At 44.7% G+C, this 21094-nt stretch carries 20 protein-coding genes, 1 tRNA gene and 1 pseudogene; 4 read left to right on the forward strand and 18 right to left on the reverse strand.

The genetic code is table 11. The features are described from left to right. The 10 genes from N5P32_RS02145 to N5P32_RS02190 all read right to left on the reverse strand — a co-directional run. Positions 1 to 3599 (reverse strand): PAS domain S-box protein (locus tag N5P32_RS02145; RefSeq protein ID WP_265727555.1); only part of this gene is annotated, 3599 nt, incomplete at its 3' end. 111 nt (positions 3600 to 3710) lie between these two features. After that, positions 3711 to 3962: a hypothetical protein gene (locus N5P32_RS02150; RefSeq protein ID WP_265727556.1), complete on the reverse strand. Its 252-nt coding sequence runs from the start codon at positions 3960 to 3962 to the stop codon at positions 3711 to 3713. A gap of 124 nt (positions 3963 to 4086) precedes the next feature. Continuing rightward, the gene (locus N5P32_RS02155; RefSeq protein WP_265727557.1) at positions 4087 to 5475 is read right to left on the reverse strand and encodes an ABC transporter ATP-binding protein; all 1389 of its coding nucleotides are present in this window, start codon (positions 5473 to 5475) and stop codon (positions 4087 to 4089) included. Further along, positions 5472 to 5684, reverse strand: a complete 213-nt coding sequence (locus N5P32_RS02160; RefSeq protein WP_265727580.1) for a hypothetical protein — start codon at positions 5682 to 5684, stop codon at positions 5472 to 5474. Before N5P32_RS02160 ends, N5P32_RS02155 begins: the two co-directional genes overlap by 4 nt. Beyond that, positions 5651 to 5938: an ABC transporter permease subunit gene (locus tag N5P32_RS02165; RefSeq protein WP_265727579.1), complete on the reverse strand. Its 288-nt coding sequence runs from the start codon at positions 5936 to 5938 to the stop codon at positions 5651 to 5653. The genes N5P32_RS02160 and N5P32_RS02165 overlap by 34 nt, the downstream gene beginning before the upstream one ends. Before the next feature lie 5 nt (positions 5939 to 5943). Next, positions 5944 to 6252, reverse strand: a complete 309-nt coding sequence (locus tag N5P32_RS02170; RefSeq protein ID WP_265727558.1) for a hypothetical protein — start codon at positions 6250 to 6252, stop codon at positions 5944 to 5946. After that, positions 6249 to 7184, reverse strand: coding sequence for an ABC transporter permease (locus tag N5P32_RS02175; RefSeq protein ID WP_265727559.1), 936 nt, complete (start codon positions 7182 to 7184; stop codon positions 6249 to 6251). Before N5P32_RS02175 ends, N5P32_RS02170 begins: the two co-directional genes overlap by 4 nt. Beyond that, positions 7184 to 8752 (reverse strand): ABC transporter substrate-binding protein, encoded by a 1569-nt coding sequence (locus tag N5P32_RS02180; protein WP_265727560.1) that lies wholly within the window; start codon positions 8750 to 8752, stop codon positions 7184 to 7186. The genes N5P32_RS02175 and N5P32_RS02180 overlap by 1 nt, the downstream gene beginning before the upstream one ends. Before the next feature lie 289 nt (positions 8753 to 9041). Further along, a complete protein-coding gene (locus N5P32_RS02185; protein WP_265727561.1) occupies positions 9042 to 9752 on the reverse strand; it encodes a dienelactone hydrolase family protein in 711 nt (236 codons plus the stop codon). A gap of 232 nt (positions 9753 to 9984) precedes the next feature. Continuing rightward, positions 9985 to 10167: a hypothetical protein gene (locus N5P32_RS02190; protein WP_265727562.1), complete on the reverse strand. Its 183-nt coding sequence runs from the start codon at positions 10165 to 10167 to the stop codon at positions 9985 to 9987. A 269-nt stretch (positions 10168 to 10436) separates the two neighbouring features. Between N5P32_RS02190 and N5P32_RS02195 the strand changes: the two genes are divergently transcribed. Then, on the forward strand, positions 10437 to 10805 hold the full coding sequence (locus tag N5P32_RS02195) for a methionine-R-sulfoxide reductase (RefSeq protein ID WP_265727563.1): 369 nt from the start codon (positions 10437 to 10439) through the stop codon (positions 10803 to 10805). A 156-nt stretch (positions 10806 to 10961) separates the two neighbouring features. Here the strand turns inward: N5P32_RS02195 and N5P32_RS02200 are convergent, their stop codons facing one another. Further along, positions 10962 to 12434 (reverse strand): aminoacyl-histidine dipeptidase, encoded by a 1473-nt coding sequence (locus N5P32_RS02200; RefSeq protein ID WP_265727564.1) that lies wholly within the window; start codon positions 12432 to 12434, stop codon positions 10962 to 10964. A 194-nt stretch (positions 12435 to 12628) separates the two neighbouring features. Continuing rightward, the gene (gene gorA, locus N5P32_RS02205) at positions 12629 to 14002 is read right to left on the reverse strand and encodes a glutathione-disulfide reductase (protein ID WP_265727565.1); all 1374 of its coding nucleotides are present in this window, start codon (positions 14000 to 14002) and stop codon (positions 12629 to 12631) included. 183 nt (positions 14003 to 14185) lie between these two features. Here gorA and xthA point away from each other — a divergent pair, with 183 nt between their 5' ends. Together xthA and N5P32_RS02215 are read left to right on the forward strand one after the other, a co-directional pair. Further along, a complete protein-coding gene (gene xthA, locus N5P32_RS02210; RefSeq protein ID WP_265727566.1) occupies positions 14186 to 14998 on the forward strand; it encodes an exodeoxyribonuclease III in 813 nt (270 codons plus the stop codon). 182 nt (positions 14999 to 15180) lie between these two features. Beyond that, a complete protein-coding gene (locus N5P32_RS02215; RefSeq protein ID WP_265727567.1) occupies positions 15181 to 15495 on the forward strand; it encodes an ArsR/SmtB family transcription factor in 315 nt (104 codons plus the stop codon). On the opposite strand, the gene N5P32_RS02220 is transcribed toward N5P32_RS02215, so the two are convergent. From N5P32_RS02220 to N5P32_RS18140, 6 genes and pseudogenes are all read right to left on the reverse strand, one after another. Next, positions 15492 to 15830 (reverse strand): alpha/beta fold hydrolase, encoded by a 339-nt coding sequence (locus N5P32_RS02220; RefSeq protein ID WP_265727568.1) that lies wholly within the window; start codon positions 15828 to 15830, stop codon positions 15492 to 15494. The two genes, N5P32_RS02215 and N5P32_RS02220, sit on opposite strands and share 4 nt — an antisense overlap. Beyond that, the gene (locus N5P32_RS02225; protein WP_265727569.1) at positions 15785 to 16195 is read right to left on the reverse strand and encodes an alpha/beta fold hydrolase; all 411 of its coding nucleotides are present in this window, start codon (positions 16193 to 16195) and stop codon (positions 15785 to 15787) included. The genes N5P32_RS02220 and N5P32_RS02225 overlap by 46 nt, the downstream gene beginning before the upstream one ends. Positions 16196 to 16226: 31 nt before the next feature. Further along, positions 16227 to 17066 carry a DNA ligase gene (locus N5P32_RS02230; RefSeq protein WP_265727570.1) on the reverse strand — a complete coding sequence of 280 codons (840 nt, stop codon included), beginning with the start codon at positions 17064 to 17066 and terminating at the stop codon, positions 16227 to 16229. A 163-nt stretch (positions 17067 to 17229) separates the two neighbouring features. After that, a complete protein-coding gene (htpG, locus tag N5P32_RS02235; protein WP_265727571.1) occupies positions 17230 to 19158 on the reverse strand; it encodes a molecular chaperone HtpG in 1929 nt (642 codons plus the stop codon). A gap of 212 nt (positions 19159 to 19370) precedes the next feature. Next, the gene (locus tag N5P32_RS02240; protein ID WP_265727572.1) at positions 19371 to 20075 is read right to left on the reverse strand and encodes an O-methyltransferase; all 705 of its coding nucleotides are present in this window, start codon (positions 20073 to 20075) and stop codon (positions 19371 to 19373) included. Beyond that, positions 20065 to 20795, reverse strand: a pseudogene (locus N5P32_RS18140) (DUF599 domain-containing protein). Before N5P32_RS18140 ends, N5P32_RS02240 begins: the two are co-directional and overlap by 11 nt. A gap of 183 nt (positions 20796 to 20978) precedes the next feature. Between N5P32_RS18140 and N5P32_RS02255 the strand changes: the two are divergent. Then, positions 20979 to 21063, forward strand: a tRNA-Leu gene (locus N5P32_RS02255). Positions 21064 to 21094: the final 31 nt, after the last annotated feature.

Genomic DNA, 21094 nt, shown 5'->3' on the forward strand with positions numbered 1-21094 from the left:
ACTTCAGCAAGGGTGTCTGACATAACATCTGCAGTCAATGCCAGAATTGGCACTCGTTCTCTACCTGTGCTTTTTTCAGCCTGTCGAATATGTCGCATTGACGATAGACCATCCATCACTGGCATGTGCAAATCCATAAAGATAAAATCAGGTTGGTGTACTTTCCACATATCAACACCAATTGCGCCATTTTCAGCGCCTAATACATCAAACCCCATTCGCTCTAATATGCCTCTTGCAACTGCCATGTTGGCGCGCATATCCTCAACAACCAAGACCAAACCCCGTTTTTTAGGCGGTTCATCACTCTGTATTTCTACCCCGCTCAGCGCTTTGTCTTTAGAGTCAAAATACGAAATCTGCCGACCAATAACATGCGTTGACAAGGCTGAGATCAGCCCTTTTTTTAACATTACCCCGGTCATTGGCTTCGCCACATTGACATTCACACCCACATCGGACAATTTCTCACTCGAAATCAACCCAGCAGAAGTCGTCATTAAAATGACGGGGCGCAGAGCAGAGCCACTTGCCTCTCGGATCAGCTTCGCCAACATTAAGCCATCCAGCTCAGGCATCATATAATCTAAAATGACAATCTGATACGGCACACCGTCATCTATCGCTTTTTTAATTCGATAGAGCGCTTCAACAGGGTCCACTTCTGTGTCGGTATAAATATCACAAGAACGTAATTGATTCTTTAAAATGGTCAAATTGGTTTCGTTATCATCAATGACCAGCGTTTTTTTACCAATCAACAGGTCTTCATTAACCACAGTTTCAATGTGTGAGATCGCATGGCTCACTGGCAAAGACAGACAAACAGAAAAAGTAGAACCTACATCAGGCTCACTCACCAAACTGATTTCACCCTGCATTAGAGCAATTAATTGCTTAGTGATGGCCAGTCCCAGTCCTGTGCCACCAAACTTCCGTGTTGTTGAGCTATCCGCTTGCACAAAGGCATTAAACAAGAAAGGCTGAACCGCTTTGTCAATCCCAACACCGGTATCCGCAACATGGATGGTTAATGTAGCCTGACCTTGCTTGTTTGTTATGCCATTTACCGTCACTAAAACATGGCCCTCGTTAGTAAATTTAATCGCATTACTAATCAAGTTGGTTAAGATCTGTTTAATTCTAAAAACATCCCCCACCAAAAACCGAGGGCAGTTTTCTGCGTATTCCACCAGCAGATCAATGCCTTTTTCTTCCGCTTTTATCACCAACATTCGGACAATGTCGTAGAGTGTTTTCTCTAAATTAAAATCCACTCTCTCAATCGACAAATGCCCCGCTTCAATTTTTGAAAAGTCCAATAAATCGTTTATCAGAGTCAACAAACCTTCACCTGACTCTTGTAAGACTCGCAGTTGCTCTCTCTGTTCAAAATTAAGGGAGGTACCAGACAACAATTCAGCCATGCCCAACACACCGTTTAATGGCGTACGGATTTCATGACTCATGGTTGCAAGAAAGTTACTCTTGGCCTTACTGGCAGCCAGAGCCTGTTGACTGGCTTCACGTAGCAACACTTCCGTTTCTTTTCGGGAAGTAACGTCCATATTGACGCCAATTAGGTGTGATGCATGCCCCATTTTATCCAATACGAGGATGGCATCCGATTTTAGGTAACGTGTTTGTCCATCCTTACGTACGATTTTAAAGTCAAAATCGAGTTCTTTTGAAATAAATGCGACTTCTGGCGAGGTGAGATATCCCTCCATGCTTAAATTTTGAAAAACACCTCGCAGCCTCACTTTATCTTCTGGGTAAACACATTCTTCCCATAAATCTAATGGAGAAAGACCTGCTTGTTGTGATGTACCGTAAAGTCGATACATCCAATCATCCCAATTTAATGTTTCGGTATGTAAATCCAGCTCCCAAACACCAATTCCTGCCGCATCTGCTGCGATAGACAGGCGCAAATTGGTGTCGATCATTTTCTTTTCGACCTCTAGCCGTTCACTAACATCACGCACATGCGCGATGTAGCCACCCAGACTGCCATCCACATTTCGAATTTGGCTGCCAATGGTTTCCGTGTGGAACACATGGCCCTGTTTGTGTATATAGCTAGCTCGATAGCGATTTAAAATGTCTGCTGTCGTAACATCGTAGGCGTCGCCTTGCTTAATGAAGTCCCGCTCTTCCGCGTAAAGCATCTGGGTGCTTTGACCTCTAATTTCATCAAGTTGATACCCAAATAGTTCACTAAATGCGGGGTTGATCATCTTAACTCTACGGTCAGCTCCGACGAGCACAATGGCTTCCGGCGCATTCACAAACAAGGACTCAAAAAATATTTTTTGTTCCTTCAACTCATTTTCGTATTGTTGCTGTAACGCCCGATCTTGTTCCAAGGTCATTTCATTGCCAACCCATTGAGCAAGCAATTTCATCACTTCATAATCGTCTTCACTAAAAGGCTGTGTTTTAGGTGTGGGGCTTGAGAAGTTAAGCGTTCCCCAGCGCCTCCCTCTTACATAAACGACGATCCCTATATAAGCTTCTAAACCAAAATTCACATAACACGGGTGCTCTTTAATGTCGCTTATCGCCGTATGGAAAAACGACGTGGGCAAATCACTGCTGAGCGTATGAACACAGTAAGTATTGCCTAACTCAAATTCTGTACCAGGCAGCACCTCACCATTTGGCGTATGGCTGTACTTCACTGTGTACACATCGCCTTCGATGCAACTGATAAGGCCGATGGGAAGTGCAAATTGATCGGAGCCAACTTTTAGTATTTTCTGCAATTTCTCATCCAGACTCAGTGCTGAATTTGCCGTCACCTCGTGCAAGCGTTTAAGAGTTTGCATTGTGGTTCTTTGAGGCGTGACATCCTGCACACACACATAAATACCAGTGACTTCACCGTGCTCTATTCTAGGAATGTAGGACGATTCGTTAAACCGCCCCCCTATATCAGCCATTTGACTTGTTTTATATTGAAAACGAACCTCATTCCCTTGAAGAGCGTCCAACAACTTATTTTCTATCACTGCAAACATGTCAGCTGAGACAACGTCTTTTACATGCTTACCAAGAATGAGCTCTTTTGATAAACCAAAGCGTTTTTCATAGGCCTGATTAACGTATCTGTAACGTAAATCGCTGTCCAAAAACGCAAGATACACAGAAAGGCTATCGTTGAAGGGCAACAATTCATCATTCTCAAAGAAGCGTGTCTTTTTATGAGCACTCGCTATGGGCAATGACGGCAGTAAACCAGACAACATGGCACCCAATGAAGCGACATGTTCGCCAATATTCTCTTCAGAAAGAGCACAAGGCAAATCATTGAAGAAAAACAAACGCACATGATGAGTCGGCAACCACTCAATCATACAACACGCTATTTGAGGGTACTTGGAGAATATCGATGGGGCGGAAGGCGTCGAAAGAACATCAAGCCATCGTGTAGAAGCAGTGTCACAACAATGAGTCATCAAGGCAGATAAGTCATCCGCCTCAACGCCTGCAATTTCACCAGAAACAACAACACGACCGTCTTCAAAAAGTAAACCCGAACATGACATCCCCAAAAGAGATCGAGCGACTTTCAAAGAAGCCAGTAATGGATCCATTCATTTCCCCTCAAGAGGCTGCATTCAAAACACCACAAAGCAAAGTTTGATTAATCCTATTTATAAAACATAACAGAAGATCAATATTTTGCTGCATTTAAAACCCAAAAACTAAGGCAATAATTTATCGATCAAAACACAATCTTCTGTTTCATTGCGGCTATTCTTCACTCTGTCGAGGATCTTTTGCGCCACGTCTTTTTGACGCTGCGAAATATATTTTGAATCTACGGTATTCTGAACGTTTTCCAAGTACTTATTGAGTTTTGGTGTGCAGTAGTCATCAAAAGCCAAAACACTACTGGAGCCTAACAGTGCAGCAGAACTCAATAGAACAACAGACACACAACGTTTATTTAACATGAGCTTTTTCCTAATAAATACAATTAAGAAAAATTAGACCATACGCCAGTCAAAAGTGAAACCTAAAGCGCGGTAACATCCAGCGCTTTATTGGTTTGTTTCACACTCTTTTTGAAAGCTGTCGCTATATCGACACCACCTGATGACACGTCTTTCGGACTAAGTCCATATCATGACTGACCAACAATACCGCGCAACCCGCTTCGCTTGCTAACTCAACCAACAATCCAGTGACCTCCTTTGCGGTAATCGGATCAAGACGTGACGTTGGCTCATCAGCAAATAAAAACACCGGATCCAACAACAGAGCCCGCAGAATCGCAAAACGCTGCAATTCACCACCAGACACTGCCAAACAATTACGGTCTAGAATGCCTTCAGGTAAATTCAACCGGTCCATCAAAGGCGAAATACGGGCTTTATCAATACCATGTAAATCCACCACATCATCAAGCAGCTGACCCAATGTAACGCTAGATGAAAACGCCGAAGGCGGATCTTGATAGAGTTTCAGCCACTGGTGTGGCTGAGCAGTTTTATTAAAACGAGTCAGCTTACCCGAAGAAACAGGCAGTAAGTTAAGCAAGGCGTCACCAAGAGAGGATTTACCACACCCACTGTCACCGACAATACCCACCACTTCGCCCTGTTTGATAGAGAAAGACAAACCGTCAAACAAGGTTCTCCCTCCTCGCTCTAATCGCACATTATCCGCGATTAAAATATCATCAGCGTCGTTCTTTCGCATTGTTGGCGCCATATCTTGCCAAGCCCTGGGCTCGGCAGCGATCAACTCTCGTGTGTAATCGTCTTTTGGATAATCAAGCACTTGAGCGGCTTCACCTTGCTCGACTAAACGACCCTCTTTCATTACCAGCAGCAAACCACCCAACTGACGGGCTACCGACACATCGTGAGTAATAGTCAGCAAACTGCCTAGATTCGAACGAGCCTGCAGCAGCTGCACAATGCCATCACGACGAGATATATCCAGCCCTTTGGTTGGCTCATCCGCCAAAATCACATGCGCACCACCCGCTGTCGCCGCCGCAATGGCCAGTCGTTGCGCCATACCGCCAGACAACTCATCCGCGCGTTTATGGCCATTAAACGCCAAACCAACATGACGTAAATCCTCTTCGGCCATCGCTAGCGCTTCCTGCGGGTCTTTCTCACGCACGAATTGATATACCTCTTTGACTTGATCAATGCCCTTCATTAACGGATCAAGAGAATGCCAAGGCTCTTGCGGTAACATGACCATTTCACGTCCCCACAAAGCTTGACGCTCTTCAATCGTCATCACCTTACCAAATGCCTCTATGTCTCCAGACACACTCAAATCAGTGGGCAATAACCCCATAATAGCTTGCGCTAATAAGCTTTTACCCGAACCCGTTTGACCCAATATGGTTAACGGTTGACCTTGATTTAACGCCAAAGAAATTGGCTCCAACAAACAAGTGTCGCCCACATAAACCGCCACATTGGTTAATTTCAGCAGTACCGTCATACTCGTTTCCCTGCCAACAAATGAAATGAAAACACCAACAACGCAATAACCATTAAGGGCTGAGCCAACAACCAAGGTGCTTCGCTGTAATAAGGAAACAGTTCAACCGTCATCAAACCAAGTTCAGCCATGGGTGGCTGTATCCCGACATAAACAAACCCTAGCGACGCCATGGTCAAAATCGCGTTCGCACCACCAAAGGCCGCCAAAGTGAACACCGAAGGGAAATAGCAGGCCAAATATGGCGTTTAAACTGATACCAGCGACCAAAGCCCATCATCTCGGAAGATTGTCTTGCTGGACTTTGGATCACACCCTGAGTTACGGCTCGAACCACGCGGAAGTATTCGACCCATTGCACCAAAGAAATCGCCAAATACAGCATCAAAAACGAACCAGGAACAATGGCCGCCAGCAACAGAACAACCACCAAGCCTGGTAAGGCAAGCAATATATTGACCATCACATTCAGCGCACTATCAACTTTTTTCCGCCCCAAACCGCCCATAAACCAAACGTTGTACCGACCAAAGAAGACGTCAGCACACACAACACACTCAAGGCAAAAGACAAGCCAATCGCATGCGCCATACGCGTCATCATGCTGCGGCCAAAATGATCTGTACCGAGCCAATGTGCCGCAGAAGGCGGCTCCATAATCGCATTTAAATCTTGCTGGGAGATGCTATGAGGCGAAAATACAATCCCCAACAACGAGAACGCCAATAAGGCCAATAAAATAAACAGGCCAACCCATTGGGATTTAATCATCTTCATACTGTTTTCGCCCCTCTTGGATCAATCCATAAACAGATAACATCCACCAAGGTATTCAATAAAACGAACAAAACCCCCATCACCAAAGCCGCGCCTTGTATCACTGGAATATCACGGGCAAAAATCGCATGAGCCAAACCATGCCCAATCCCCGGCCATGAAAACAATGACTCAATCATCACAATCCCTTCAATCATGCTCACTAACTGGATGCCAAAAAACGCCACCACTGGCACCGCAATATTGCGCACGCCATGCTGACGAAATGTCTGCCAAGCAGACAATCCTTTCACTTTCGAGAATTGATAAAACGCCGCAGCAAAGGTTCGTTTGGCAGAATCTCGAACCACACGATTGGACACCGCCGCCAAGCTCAACGCCAAGGTAACAGCGGGCAAAACCAAATGCGCAGGCGAGCCGAAACCCGCCACAGGAAACCAATTCCAATGAAGAGCAAATAACAAAATGAACAATACGCCTAAAACAAACACCGGCATGGCTCGAATCACACTGGATAAACTCATTAGAATCGAATCAAAAGGGTTTCCTCGCCATGCACTCAGCAATCCCAACGGCACCGCTATCAAAACCGACACCATCAAACCAGCAAACGCCAACATCAAAGAGTGCCCTAACATATGCTGAACCGTGTCCATCACGGGCAAACCACTGACTAATGAATCGCCTAATTTAAATTGCAGAAGATCTGTCAACCAATGCCAATAAGCCGTCAAAGCACCTTGATCCAACTTTAGCTCTTCTCGTACCAATGCCGCCGCATTAGAATCAACATTGTCTTGCCCATAACGACTGGCCGCAATTCGATATGCCATATCACCAGGTAAAGAGCGCATCAAAATAAAGGTCAGAGTACCCACTCCCCAAACCACTGTGACCAATTGAAGCGCCCTTTTCAAAAGCATTGCTTTCATTATTTTACGAACTCCATTTCATTTAAATAAAAGCTACGCTCAAAAGGATCAAAGCGAAAACCTTTAACACGCTTATTCACCGACGTCTGCTGAACATAAGATGACACTGGAATCATGGGACGCTCGTCATAAATAATCTGAGCACTGTGTTGAGCCATTTTGTTGTATTTCACTGGATCAGACGTTTCTTCTAACGTCATCAAATCGGCACTTAGCTTTTCATTATTCCAATTCATTGCCCCCCAATCGCCTCCGCCATTGGAACCAAAATCAGACAGCATAACGCCCAACGGGTCCGCAATAAAACCATAGTTACGCGCGATCAAGGCAACGTCTAATGATCCATCTTGATGCCCCATTGGAATGGCGCTGGAATTGGTCACTTCAACTTTCGTATCGATACCAATCGCCTGCCATTGAGCTTGAATCGCCGTCGCTACCGTGGTCAGTTCTGGTCGATCCGCATACGTAATAATGGTCAAATGAAATGGCACACCCTCTCTTTCCAACATGCCGTTTGAATTTTTCTTCCATCCCAAAGACGCCAACAGAGATTCTGGTGTACCCGCCTCCGCTTCCGTTTTGCTGGTCACATTGGCTAAGTGCCAATTAGACATAGAAGTCGGTAAAAGCTGGTCCGCTTCAGAACCTGGGACACGCAAAATCCCTTTCGCAATACCTTGACGGTTAATCGCTAAACTCAAGGCTTTACGTGCGTTCACATCCTTCATAAAAGGATGACCGCTGTTTAACTTAAGCACGATTGTTCTCGGAATAGGATTAGAGTGAACTTCCAAGTTCGGAAGTCGCTTTAAAGAGGGCAAGCTAGCCGGATCCAAGCCAAACACAATATCGGCTTGACCACTTCTGGCTTGTAAAACTCGACTTTCTGCACGGTGCCCCGTCAAATAACTTGCGTAAGGAATACTGGCTTTCTTTCCCCAGTAATCCTCAAACTTATCTACCACCAATTTATGCGGGGGTGAAAATTGATAAAGTTGATACGGTCCCGTCCCTGACAACGCCAGCACATCACCATTCTTTCCATACGCGTCTAACGACAAAACACTGTTGGCGTAATTTGCCAATACCGCACCCAACAAAATATAGGGACGAGACAAAGTGATCGCCACCGTACTTTCGTCAACCGCTTCGATGCTTGTAACAGGTGCCGTTCTTAACGCACCATGCTTTCCTTGCGCAATGCGCAAACTGTTCACTACCGCATCGGCATCCATTAAGCTGCCGTCATGAAAATACACCTTATCACGTAGCTCAAATGTCCAGGTTTTAGCATCATCACTTACCTGCCAACTTTTCGCCAAGGCTGGGAGCAACAAACCGTTTTCATCGACATCGACCAAGGTTTCTAACATCTGCATGCGACTGAAAATAAAGCCATTTTTTGAGGGATCTAAACTGGTGAATTCAAAAGCCGCACTGATTGACAATGTATTCGTCACATTTGGCGTTGCGTACGCCGAATGAGTGAATACAGGCGCCACATACGACACACTTAGCACTGCAACAGACAACATTACCCGCCCAAAAGAAAACCGTATCGTCATAACCGAATTATCCATAAATTAAAAAATGTTATGATATAACATAATACAATATATTCGCAATTGTTTGAGAACGACTTTTATTTATTAAGAAATCAGACTGAAACATAAAAAGCCCCCAGTCATTGGAATGTCCAACTATTTGGGGTCAGCTCAAGATCGCTTTTAAGAAGAAAAATACGCAGAGAGAAAACCAGATAGGAACGATGGCAATATTGCGCCTTCAGACTGATACATTTATATCAGCCTGATGGCTGTCAATGTCACATTCAGAGAAATGTGCGCCCTAGGCTTACACAAACTCTTCTAGAAAGTTAGCAAGATAGCCAAAAGCACGTTTTGCTGACAGAGGGTTAAATTGGCTACCATGATCTGGGTTATTCGCACTTGGCAGCATGAACGAATGCATGGTATTGCTGAAATCAACAAACTGAAAATCTATCCCTAAACTCGTCAAATACCCTTTTGCCGTCTGAGCGTCAGACTCCTCAACCAGCGGGTCTTGATAACCGTTCAGAATCAGTATTTTTGTATGGGTATTGGCTTTTTCTTCTGATTGCGCTCGATTAAAGCTCATCAACCCATGAAAGCTTGCCGCGCCAGCACTTTCCGTAAAATGCAATCCAGCCTCTAAAGCCAAACGCCCGCCAAGACAAAACCCCACATGCACAATGGTTTTACCATGCATAGCATCGCACGCCGATTGCGTGAGCTCGGCCAATAAACCATGCAGTGGCTCAGATTCCGCAAGCAAAGCGCCCATCTTGGCGCGTTTTTCATCCATTTCATGCGGATTATTCTCTATGCCATATAAATCTAACGCCGTCGCGGAAAAGCCAAGAGACGCAATATGATCGGCCACCCCTCTTTCAAAATCACTCAGGCCTGAAAATGTTGGCCAAATAACCACTTGAATATGACTTTTTTTAGAACTCAAACCGTCAATTTGATAATGCACCCGTTTGATGTCGTCTTTAAAAATAGAGTCGAATGTCTGGCTCACAATATGCCCCTTTCAATTTTTTATCGAGAAAATGCACTTCCAGTGTAACCAGCGCTGCAGAGTGAAAGCAATCCGATCGAGCGAACTTGACTTATAACAAAAGGATAACCACCAATAAAAAAGGAAGCTGTTTAAACTTCCCTTTTCGTACTCATCGTCAGTCGGCAAAGTGAAATGTGTAATGTATATACAGGCCAGCGGATGCCTGCGCTTTACTCTTTACCCGTAAGTATCAGTCATCGCTGGAATCATCCCAATAATCGTCATCACCTTCTTCAAGGTCACCGTAAAACTCTTCATCATCACTTTCGTTATCGTACTCGTCATACTCGTCGTATCCATCACTCAAAGAATAGAACTCAGGAGAAAGCGCCGAGTTTGATGGAGTGAATATTTGCGTAAAATTAAGAAGCATAAGACAGCCCTCCGAACAGGCCAATCAAATAGGAATATTTAGATTAGCAGGGAATATTCAACTTAGTAAAAGCAAATAAATCGAATTCATATTTCTATGAAATATAGTGATTATTTGCAAAACGTCTTACCTTAAAGTAAGACACTTTCCAACATTCAATCGTCCTAGCTGGAACCGGTCATGCAATTTATTGTCTTAGTATCCTGTAACAAGACATGCCATAATTTACTGAAATACCGTCCCATTACCGTGGAAAAGAGTGATTTTATATGAGCAAACCATACAACAGACTGACGCCAGAAGAAGCACAAGTTTTACTTCATAAAGGCACAGAACGACCTTTTACCGGTGAATATACTGATACCATGGAGAATGGCGTGTATGTTTGTCGTCAATGTGACGCACCGCTATACACGTCTGAGCATAAATTCTTATCACACTGCGGCTGGCCAAGCTTTGATGACGAAATCCCCAATGCCGTAAAACGGCTCCCCGATGCGGATGGACGTCGTGTTGAAATCGTATGCGCAAATTGCGACGGCCACTTAGGCCATGTGTTTGAAGGAGAAAGGCTGACTGAAAACAACATTCGTCATTGTGTGAACTCCATTTCAATGACATTCAAAAGTAAAGAGTAAATACAGCAAAAATAGAGCGACATTCACATTGAGTCTCACAACAATATCAAAATAAATGTCGCTCCATTTACTTGATCCGCTCCACTCTTCAGCCAGTTTAAGCGACATAAAAATGCCGCGTAAACTCTCACCCTTCCTATGGAGAGAAAAAATGGCCTAAACCTTTGTAACGGACGCCAGTAGAGCAACCAGCAGTCGCCAGAAATCCCCTACGGAATCTATTTCCATGCGTTCGGTCGGTGAATGCGCACCACGAATGTTGGGACCAAATGACACCATTTCCATACCGGGGTATTTCGCGCCAATGATGCCGCACTCAAGGCCGGCATGAATCACTTTCACATTGGCTTCGTGACCCATGACGTCGGTATGAACCGTTAAGAAATGTTTCAACAATCCAGCGTTTGGATCAGGTCTCCATCCTGGGTAACCGTTTTCCAGTTTGACGTCCGCTTGGATTAAGGAGAAGGCCGATTTTGCCACATAAGCAAGGTGCTCTACGGCAGAATCCACTAGAGAGCGAACCAACAAGCATGCATCAAATGCTTTCTTGCCATCCGCCGCGTTCCGCAGGTTAATCACACCAAAGTTACAGGAAGTTTCCGTTACCCCCTCCAAATCAGCACTCATGCGATGTACACCGTGAGGCGCACAGAACATAGCATTTAACAACGCATCTTTGTCTGCGTCTCTCAGTTCTGAATCCAGTTCCGCAGCGTTCAGTGTCACGTCCAAATTAGCTTCGGTCGTGGAAAATTCCGCCTTGGTGGCTTTTTTGAACCCTTCAATAAAAGCAAATAGAGTGGCTTGGTCATTGTGATTAATGTTAATGGTTGCTTGCGCGTCTCGTGAAATCGCATTGCGAAGTGTGCCGCCAGCAAAAGCGCTTAGACCAAACTCACAGCGCTCTTTCAGCAAGTTCAATAAACGGACAATAAGCACGTTGGCACTGGCACGGCCTTTATGGATATCCAAACCAGAATGCCCACCACGTAGACCCGACACCGTAATGGTAAAAGCCTTCCTACTGCTGTCCGCAGCGACTGCGGGGTAGTGTTTTTCAATGTTTATGTCCATGCCACCAGCACAGCCAATATAAACATCGCCGCGGTCTTCTGAGTCCAAGTTCAATAAGATCTTGCCTTTTAGAATACCCTCTTCCAGCTGCAATGCGCCACGCAAGCTGGTTTCTTCTTCTATGGTAAATAAGGCTTCGATTGGCCCATGAGCCAGATCGGTTGACTCTAAAATCGCCATCGCAGCTGCGACGCCAATTCCATTATCGGCACCAAGCGTGGTACCAGTTGCGTGCACCCAACCGTCGATGATTTGTGTAACAATTGGGTCTTTGGTGAAATCATGATCGATGTCGGCGTTCTTCTGCGCAACCATGTCTAGATGACCTTGCAAGACGACCGTCTCTCTGTCTTCCATCCCCTGACTGGCCACTTTGCGAATTAACAAATTTCCAACAGGGTCGACATAAGTTTGATGGCCCAGTCCGCTCGCCCAACGGATAAGACGCTCTCTGAGTTCGGCTTCATGATAGGACGGGCGCGGTGTGTTACATAATGTTTGAAAATGACGCCAAATGGCTTTTGGCTCTAGCGTGGTTAAAACGTCGTTCATTCTGCTCTCTTAATTTTTCAGTGCCTATTGTGTTAAGCACATTAAAGAAGAGCATGAAGAGTGGCAATCGAAATTAAGACTACGCCGATAGAGAAAACGTATGTGAAATAACACCCATAAAAAAAGACGCGTCGATCATTACTACCGACGCGTCTTTATTAAGTCCATTGTCCGAATGCATTTCTCTTTCGAGCTTATTTTTTCTTTAAGGATGCCGCAGAGAATGTCACAAATTCTTCCGCACTGGTTGGATGGACTCCCACCGTGTCATCAAAATCCGCTTTGGTCGCGCCAGCTTTAATGGCAATCCCCAGACCTTGGATAATCTCGCCAGAGTAGTCACCCACCATGTGTGCACCAATCACTTTATCGTCTAGGTTATTTACGAGTAACTTCATTAGGGAACGAGACGTACCGCCGCTTAGCGTGTGCTTCATTGGGCGGAAGTCCGTTTGATACACACGGAAATCTAAGCCTCGTTTTTCTGCTTCTTGCTCGGTTAAACCCACTGTGCCGATTGCTGGTTGGCTAAAGACAGCCGTTGGAATATTGTCGTAATCAAAATCGACTTCTTTGCCTTCAAACCAATAAGCGATCAATGCCATAGCTTCTTTAATCGCAACAGGCGTTAACTGTATACGATCCGTCACATCACCAAGGGCAAAGACGCTTTTTGCCGACGTGGTGAAGTTTTTATCAATAATCACCGCACCATTTTTGCCCGTTTCAATACCGGCGTTTTCAAGAGCCAACGTAGCCACATTCGGCACTCGACCGGTTGCATAAAGAATCAAGCCGAATTCTTCTGAGTGACCATCTTTGAAGTGTACTGTACGTAAACTATTTGGATTAGCAGGATCAACCAGCTCAATGCGGTCAACGTCAGTATTCAGGCGTACATCGATGCCGGACTTTTTGTATTCTTCGCTGGCAAAATCTCGAACATCTTGATCAAAGCCACGCAACAACTGGTCCCCGCGATAAGCAAGACTGGTATCAACACCTAAGCCATTTAGGATGCCAGCAAATTCCACGGCAATGTAACCACCGCCCACAACAAGGGCTTTTTTGGGCAGCTCGTCCAAATAGAACATGTCATTAGAACTGACAACCAGATCACTGCCGTTAAATTCAGGTATGAAAGGCTTAGCACCAACCGCGATCAAAATTCGCTCTGCTGTGTAAGTTTTGCCATCCACCATGACGGTATGTTCATCAACAAAACTCGCAAAACCAGAGATAACTTCCACACCGGCATTACCAAGCATATTGCCGTAGATACCATTTAAACGTTCAATTTCTTTGGTTTTATTGTCGCGCAATACAGACCAATTAAATTCAACCCCCTGATGGGACCACCCAAAGCCTGCCGCTTCGTCAAAGCCATGACCGTATTCAGAGCCATAAACAAACAATTTCTTTGGTACGCAACCAATATTAACGCAGGTTCCACCTAGTGCACTGCCTTCAGCGACGGCAACTTTGTATCCTTTTGAGGCTGCGACACGGCTCGCTCTTACGCCGCCAGAACCCGCACCAATGACAAATAAATCGTACTGATAAGCCATTTAAGCTCTCCAATGTGAATGCATTAATTAATGCGAACAGTGTAACAGGGCTCGTGAAAGAAGTTAAAAAGAATGCAGCTATTGTTGTGATCAAAAATATCTAACTCATTCTCATTCGTTAAGTACTTTATGGAATAGCAACATCTAGGTATGATTAAGAAAACCCGCTACGGAATAAATCACATGAAATTTGTCTCTTTTAATATCAATGGTTTGCGCGCACGACCACATCAAATCGAAGCCTTAGTCGAAAAACACGCACCGGATGTGATTGGGCTACAAGAAATAAAAGTGCACGACGATGCCTTTCCTCACGACATCCCTAAATCCGTCGGCTACCACGCTTATTATTATGGTCAAAAGTCCCATTATGGTGTGGCGATATTCAGTAAACAAGAAGCCACTAGCGTAGAGTATGGCTTTCCAGGCGACGACGAAGACGCGCAACGTCGCATGATCATCGCCACGTTCGACACACCACAAGGTCCTGTTAAGGTACTGAATGGCTATTTCCCTCAAGGTGAAAGCCGAGACCATGAAACCAAGTTTCCTGCGAAACGTAAATTTTACGCAGACCTTATGGACTACCTTGCTGCTCACTCGCCAGATGAAAAGATCATTGTCATGGGAGACATCAATATTTCCCCTACCGATTTAGACATTGGTATCGGTGAACCTAATGCAAAGCGTTGGCTAAAAACAGGAAAATGCAGCTTTTTGCCAGAAGAGCGTGAGTGGTTTACCACCCTCAGCAACTGGGGACTGACAGACACCTATCGTCAATTGAACCCAGAAAAAAATGACCGTTTTAGCTGGTTTGACTATCGCTCAAAAGGCTTTGAAGACACGCCTAAACGCGGTCTTAGAATCGATGTGATCATGTCATCAAATGGATTAACCCCTTTCTTAAAAGATTCCGATGTCGATTACGATTTACGCGCCCTTGAAAAACCGTCCGATCACGCTCCTATCTGGACAAGCTTTGATCTAGATTAATAGAGCAACCATCTGGGGGTCATTGTGCAAATAGTATACAAGAACGTATAATGACCGCCCAACATGATACGAACGGCAATCAAACCGCACTACTCCCCCGTTTATCCACAGAGATTGTGGATGGTTTTATTTGTGTCACGAACTTAATGTGACTTTAGCGCTCTACATTACGAGAAAACATCATGGCAAATGAGCAACGTACAATGGAAGACATGTTGAAGCAGTCTTCACAAGCCGCCGTCTTTTTAAAAGCATTGAGCAATGAAAACCGACTGATGATCCTATGTTATATATTGGATCAAGAATTGTCCGTTACCGCGCTCAACGAAAAACTTCCATTAAGCCAATCGGCATTATCACAACACCTAGCGGTGTTAAGAAAAGACGGTTTAGTCAGTACTCGACGTGAGTCTCAAACGATTTTTTACAGCATAGGCGACAGTCGGGTAAAAGAGCTGATTAAGACTCTGCATTCACTCTTTTGCTCAACCGTTTAGCGAGTAACACACCCACCCGAATAGAACTGGACAAGGACATCCGCTAACCATTTTGGTTGCTCTATCGGTAACATGTGACCACAATCCGCTGCCACGCGAACTTCGTATCGATCTGAATGATTCAAATGAGAGAGAGCTGACGCTGGCATCAGTTCATCCTCCTCCCCCACCGAGACACAAATCGGAAAGTGGGTCTGCTCCAACTCACTCAGCAAGGAAGGACGATCCAGACTGCTTGTCAGTTGTTGAATCAAGACGGCTTCACCCAGCGTGGTATCCATTGCCTGAATCAATGCCAACAAATCCATATTGTCTTTATGGCGCTTTCCCAGCATGGCCTGTGCCTTTTTTTGGGTATCCCTCGGTAGCCTTGTGAAGACACCCAATTTAACGCCACTTCACGCTGTTTTCTCTCGCTCTCCAGCAAGCCTGTCGCAGTGTTAGACAACACCATTAAACGCTGTACGCGCTCTGGGTATTTTATAGCAAATGCACACGCCAAATAGCCACCCATCGAGAAGCCTAATAAATCAAAAGGCTCCTTTGGTAATCGATTTGCAAGCGCCTCTACCATAGCATCCAATGTATTCTCCATTGGAATCGCACAATGTATCAACTTAATCGATGTGCCTATAGCGCGCTGGGTGGATGCCCAAAGTCGATGATCACACATAGTGCCAGGCAAACAATAAACATCCACAAATCACCTCAACTTCACATTAGTACATTCGTTAATAATTCACGTCACGAACCCGTAAAAAACTCGCAAAACGAGGCACTCCTCGCGACGTAAAACCGTGGTATTTATACGTGATATATTCGCCTATTTGGGGAGGAGAATCACGCTCAGCGTCCGTAAAACCTGTGCCTATTTTAAAACGCAAACCTGTCGGCATTTCCACAATGAGTGACCCCATTTTATCCCGATACTTTCCAGCGCCCTTTAGCACCGCAATCACTTTCGCTTCTGCGTCCATGTGAGGTTTCAATTTCAGAAGGTTATCCGTGCGGCCTGTCTCAAATCGAGCCAGCTTACGATGCAGCATCAAACCTTCCGCTCCGTTATCAACGTATTCTGCCAACAATCGTAGTAATTCTTCGTTACTTTTAACCGAAAATTGCTTTATCGGCTGCACATGAGGCTGCGCTATTTTATTCACAATCGAAGTATAGCGTTGGTAACGTTCGGCAAAGGTGTCTTGCTTATCTTTGTCAGGCGCGTCAAAAATCATATAACGGATCGAACGCCACTCACTGTCTATAGGTGTTTGTTTGCTTACCGTCGACATAATATTGGCAAAATCATTTCGTTTAGACCACAACTCGCCATCCAACCAAACCGCCGGTAATGGCTCGATGAACCAAGAAGGCGCATGAATGGGGTTTCCTTGACGTGTAACCAAAGCACTCCCAGTCCAAATAGCACGAACTCCGTCGAACTTTTCACTCACAAGGTAATCATTGATTTGAGTGTCATCAGAATAGACTTTGGCTAATTGCACATCGGGTTGTGCAAACACCAGCATGGGAAGCAGAAATACATAAATTAAACTATTTTTAATCAGAAACACCGTTCACTCCTTTGATTATCAAGATGCTAATCCTTAGCACGCATTAACGCTAAACGATTTCGATTCGGCACGCAAACTTAACGCCATACCGAGCTTCTTGTTAATGCAAAAAAGCCCATATTTGTTACCAAATATGGGCTTTAAGCGCTGTGTGGTTTCTACGTTATTTGCTTAGCTGAACAATCAATTTGTTCATACGGCTAACAAACGTAGCTGGGTCTTCTAACTGGCCACCTTCAGACAAGGTCGCTTGTTCAAACAACAACCACGCCATATCAGCGAAACGCTCTTCATCGGTTTCAGAATCCATCTTAGCAACGATTGGGTGATCTGGGTTCACTTCCAATGTTGGTTTAGACTCAGGTAGCTTCTGACCTGCTTGCTCCAACAAGCGACGCATCTGCAGACCCATGTCGTACTCACCAACCACCAAACAAGCTGGCGAGTTCGTAAGACGATCTGTTGAATTTACACCAGCGACTTTCTCTTCCAGTACAGTTTTCATTCGATCTAGAAGCGGCTTGATTTGCTCAGCCTTTTCTTCTTTCTCTTTCTTCTCCTCCTCGTTCTCTTGGTCCGCTAAGTCTAGCTTACCCTTGGTAACGTCTTGGAAAGATTTGCCTTCAAACTCTTGTAGAGAAGACATCATCCACTCATCGATACGATCGCTCAGTAACAAGACTTCAAAGCCTTTCTTACGCAAGATTTCCAAATGCGGGCTGTTTTTCGCCGTATTGTGGTTCTCTGCATAGATGTAGTAGATCTTATCTTGGCCTTCACTCATGCGCTCGATGTAATCGGCCAACGACACGTTTTGCGTTGCCGCATCGGTGTGAGTCGAGCTAAAGCGCAACAAAGCAGCGATCTTATCTTTGTTACCCATGTCATCGGCTGGGCCTTCTTTGATGACATTACCAAATTCATCCCAGAATTTTTGGTAGTCTTCTGGCTCGTTCTTCGCCATTTTTGTCAACATGTCCAAAACACGCTTGGTCAATGCAGAACGCATGGAATCAACCGCGTGGTCGTTTTGCAAAATTTCACGAGAAACGTTCAAAGACAAATCATTTGAATCCACCACACCTTTCACGAAACGCATGTAAGGCGGTAGGAAAGCTTCAGCTTCGTCCATGATGAATACGCGCTGAACGTAGAGTTTCAGGCCGCGTTGCATGTCCCGATTCCAAAGATCGTAAGGCGCTTTGGAAGGAATGTACAACAAGCTTGAGTATTCCAATTTACCTTCTACTTTGTTGTGAGACCACTTCAAAGGTTCTTGGTAATCGTGAGATATGTGCTTGTAGAACTCTTGGTATTCTTCATCTGTTACTTCGTTACGAGGGCGCGTCCAAAGTGCTTTTGCAGAGTTTACCGCTTCGTATTCAGGTGCTTTATTTTCTTCCACTGGCTTAGGATTGCCTTCTTCGTCCATTTCTGGGTAGACCGGCTTTTCCATTTCGACAGGAATAGAGATGTGATCAGAGTATTTCGTCACTAAAGAGCGTAGTCGGAAGTTATCCGCAAAATCCTTCTCATCGGCTTTAAGGTGAAGGGTAATACGCGTTCCGCGAGTGTCTTTGTCGATGTTTTCGATAGTGAATTCACCAGAACCATCAGACACCCAGCGTACCGCCTCGCTTTCTGCGGCTCCAGCACGACGCGTTTCAACGGTGACTTTATCAGCAACAATAAAAGCAGAATAAAAGCCCACACCAAATTGTCCAATTAGCTGACTGTCTTTTTTCTGGTCACCGCTCAATTGCTCTAGAAAAGAAGACGTGCCTGACTTTGCAATCGTGCCTAGGTTAGTAATCGCCTCTTCACGGGACATACCAACGCCGTTATCGTCGATAACAACCGTATTCGTCTCTTTATCAAATTCGATACGAACACGTAGGTTTGGGTCTTCTGCGAGAAGGTCTGCGTTAGCGACAGACTCAAAACGAAGCTTGTCTACCGCATCAGATGCGTTTGAAATAAGCTCTCGTAGAAAGATTTCTTTGTTGGAGTACAAAGAGTGGATCATCAAATGAAGTAGTTGCTTCACTTCGGTTTGAAACCCTAACGTTTCTTTTTGAGTATCAGTTGCCATGTTGTAGCTTGCTCCTATTTGAATGAACCTTCGGAAAAACCAAAGGCGTATTTCGTTTCACTTGTGCCTCATAGATAAAGCCTCTTAAAGCGATTTCAAGAGGCCATAACCATAAAAAGAGCCAAAAAGTCACAATAAACTTGTGGATATACAAAAGTGGAAGGCATTCGGAGGGAAATAGCAAAGACACCTGATCGTTTTACGATCAGGCTTTAGGTGTTTTTACGAACCAGGGTCAAACCATCACCAATCGGGATGAGTGAAAGCTCGACATCTTTATCTTTATGAATAGTCAGGTTTAACTCTCGAACTATCTTGGTGTCTTTATCTGTAAATGACTCATCTGCAACATTTCCCCACCATAAGGTGTTATCAATCAACAAACAGCCACCGGGGCGCAATAGTTGTTTTGCCAGTTGATAGTAAGCCAAAAGGTTTTGTTTATCCGCGTCGATAAAGATGAAGTCAAAGCTTTCACGTTCGGTGTCTAAAAAAGACGTCATGACCGGCAAAGCTTTATCACAATACGTTGTCACACGATCGATCACACCAGCTTGCTCTAAATAACGCGTCGCAATATCCAGCCACATCTGCTTTTTTTCAATCGCAATCAACTGAGCATTGTTTGGCATGGCCATCGCCATCGACAAGGTGCTATAGCCAGTAAACACGCCTATTTCTAGGATTTTTTTGGGCGATTGAAACTTAATAAGCAAGGCCAGCAACTGCCCCACTTCGGGCGATAACTGCATGCGAGCCATATGATATTGAGCCGTTTCACGTCGTAGTGCTCTTAATAAATCATCTTCTCGAACAGACACATCCACAAGATATTGATACAAGCGATCGTCAACGTTTATCGTCCGATTGGTTGGTTTATCGTCTTCGGGTAACGGTTTAGGGAAATTAGGAAGCATGGGATTTCATTACGAGTCCGCGGCTCAAGGTCTTGAATGTTTTAGAACGGAATTCACGACGGTAAAGTACCGCCACCACCATCACACTTGCCGCCATACAAAAGTAAGGCCCAAGGAACCAGCCACAAAATGCCATCGCAAAATAAAACGCGCGCAAGCCATAATTGAATTGGTTAGCCGCTAAACTGCAAATTTGCGCCATGTGCATTGCGTACAATTCACGTTCACTGTCTTCGATACCACGCTCCGTCGCCAAAGGCGCACTCCCACTAACACCGAACAAAAGTTGTATTGACGTACTGACCAAGTGAAAGTGAAAAAGGCATAAGAAAAAATAGCCACCAAGACAATAATTTTTAATTCCCATTCTTGTTGACTCATGGGCGCCAGAAGATAAAAATCCGACAAGATTCCAAGCGCCTTTTCTGAATAGTTAAACGCCGTAAACAACCCCGCAATGATCAACAAACTGCTTGATGCAAAAAATAAGCTACTTCTTTCTAAATTTGCCATAACAGACGCATCGGCAATACGGTTATCTCGTCTTAACAATCGTGACATCCAAGCCAATCGAAACTGATGCAACACGCTCACCAAACAAGACCGGCGTTTCGAATTATATTGAGCATAAAAAGCGTACCCCCACCAACACGCAAAAAAGACAAAAAGTGTTGCAAGATCAAGAGGATTTAACAATAGTGAAACGGAATGGCTGTCCATATATTCGCTCTGCTGAAATAACAGTTTAGGGTGATATTATTAGACCATTTTTCAATTTAGATGTCCTCGTTTGCCATTATAAAATTATGCAAAAATCTCGAACAAAATAAATATAAATACCAAACCAAAAAACGCTTGCATCGTCAAAAAATCTAGGTAATATCTCGCCCGTCAACACGACATGCGGATGTGGTGGAATTGGTAGACACGCTGGATTTAGGTTCCAGTGCTTCACGGCGTGAGAGTTCGAGTCTCTCCATCCGCACCATCTTATGCACTCCTCTTTTGTATTAAGTCAT

This window comes from Marinomonas pontica, assembly GCF_026191375.1.
GTDB classification, from domain to species: domain Bacteria; phylum Pseudomonadota; class Gammaproteobacteria; order Pseudomonadales; family Marinomonadaceae; genus Marinomonas; species Marinomonas pontica.

Excerpts from the sequence above, each read along its gene's own strand:
- N5P32_RS02150 (WP_265727556.1), bottom strand. The coding sequence starts at position 3,962 with ATGTTAAATAAACGTTGTGTGTCTGTTGTTCTATTGAGTTCTGCTGCA.
- N5P32_RS02155 (WP_265727557.1), bottom strand. The coding sequence starts at position 5,475 with ATGACGGTACTGCTGAAATTAACCAATGTGGCGGTTTATGTGGGCGAC.
- N5P32_RS02165 (WP_265727579.1), bottom strand. The coding sequence starts at position 5,938 with ATGGTCAATATATTGCTTGCCTTACCAGGCTTGGTGGTTGTTCTGTTG.
- N5P32_RS02170 (WP_265727558.1), bottom strand. The coding sequence starts at position 6,252 with ATGAAGATGATTAAATCCCAATGGGTTGGCCTGTTTATTTTATTGGCC.
- N5P32_RS02175 (WP_265727559.1), bottom strand. The coding sequence starts at position 7,184 with ATGAAAGCAATGCTTTTGAAAAGGGCGCTTCAATTGGTCACAGTGGTT.
- N5P32_RS02180 (WP_265727560.1), bottom strand. The coding sequence starts at position 8,752 with ATGACGATACGGTTTTCTTTTGGGCGGGTAATGTTGTCTGTTGCAGTG.
- N5P32_RS02190 (WP_265727562.1), bottom strand. The coding sequence starts at position 10,167 with ATGCTTCTTAATTTTACGCAAATATTCACTCCATCAAACTCGGCGCTT.
- N5P32_RS02195 (WP_265727563.1), top strand. The coding sequence starts at position 10,437 with ATGAGCAAACCATACAACAGACTGACGCCAGAAGAAGCACAAGTTTTA.
- N5P32_RS02200 (WP_265727564.1), bottom strand. The coding sequence starts at position 12,434 with ATGAACGACGTTTTAACCACGCTAGAGCCAAAAGCCATTTGGCGTCAT.
- gorA (WP_265727565.1), bottom strand. The coding sequence starts at position 14,002 with ATGGCTTATCAGTACGATTTATTTGTCATTGGTGCGGGTTCTGGCGGC.
- xthA (WP_265727566.1), top strand. The coding sequence starts at position 14,186 with ATGAAATTTGTCTCTTTTAATATCAATGGTTTGCGCGCACGACCACAT.
- N5P32_RS02215 (WP_265727567.1), top strand. The coding sequence starts at position 15,181 with ATGGCAAATGAGCAACGTACAATGGAAGACATGTTGAAGCAGTCTTCA.
- N5P32_RS02220 (WP_265727568.1), bottom strand. The coding sequence starts at position 15,830 with ATGCTGGGAAAGCGCCATAAAGACAATATGGATTTGTTGGCATTGATT.
- htpG (WP_265727571.1), bottom strand. The coding sequence starts at position 19,158 with ATGGCAACTGATACTCAAAAAGAAACGTTAGGGTTTCAAACCGAAGTG.
- N5P32_RS02240 (WP_265727572.1), bottom strand. The coding sequence starts at position 20,075 with ATGCTTCCTAATTTCCCTAAACCGTTACCCGAAGACGATAAACCAACC.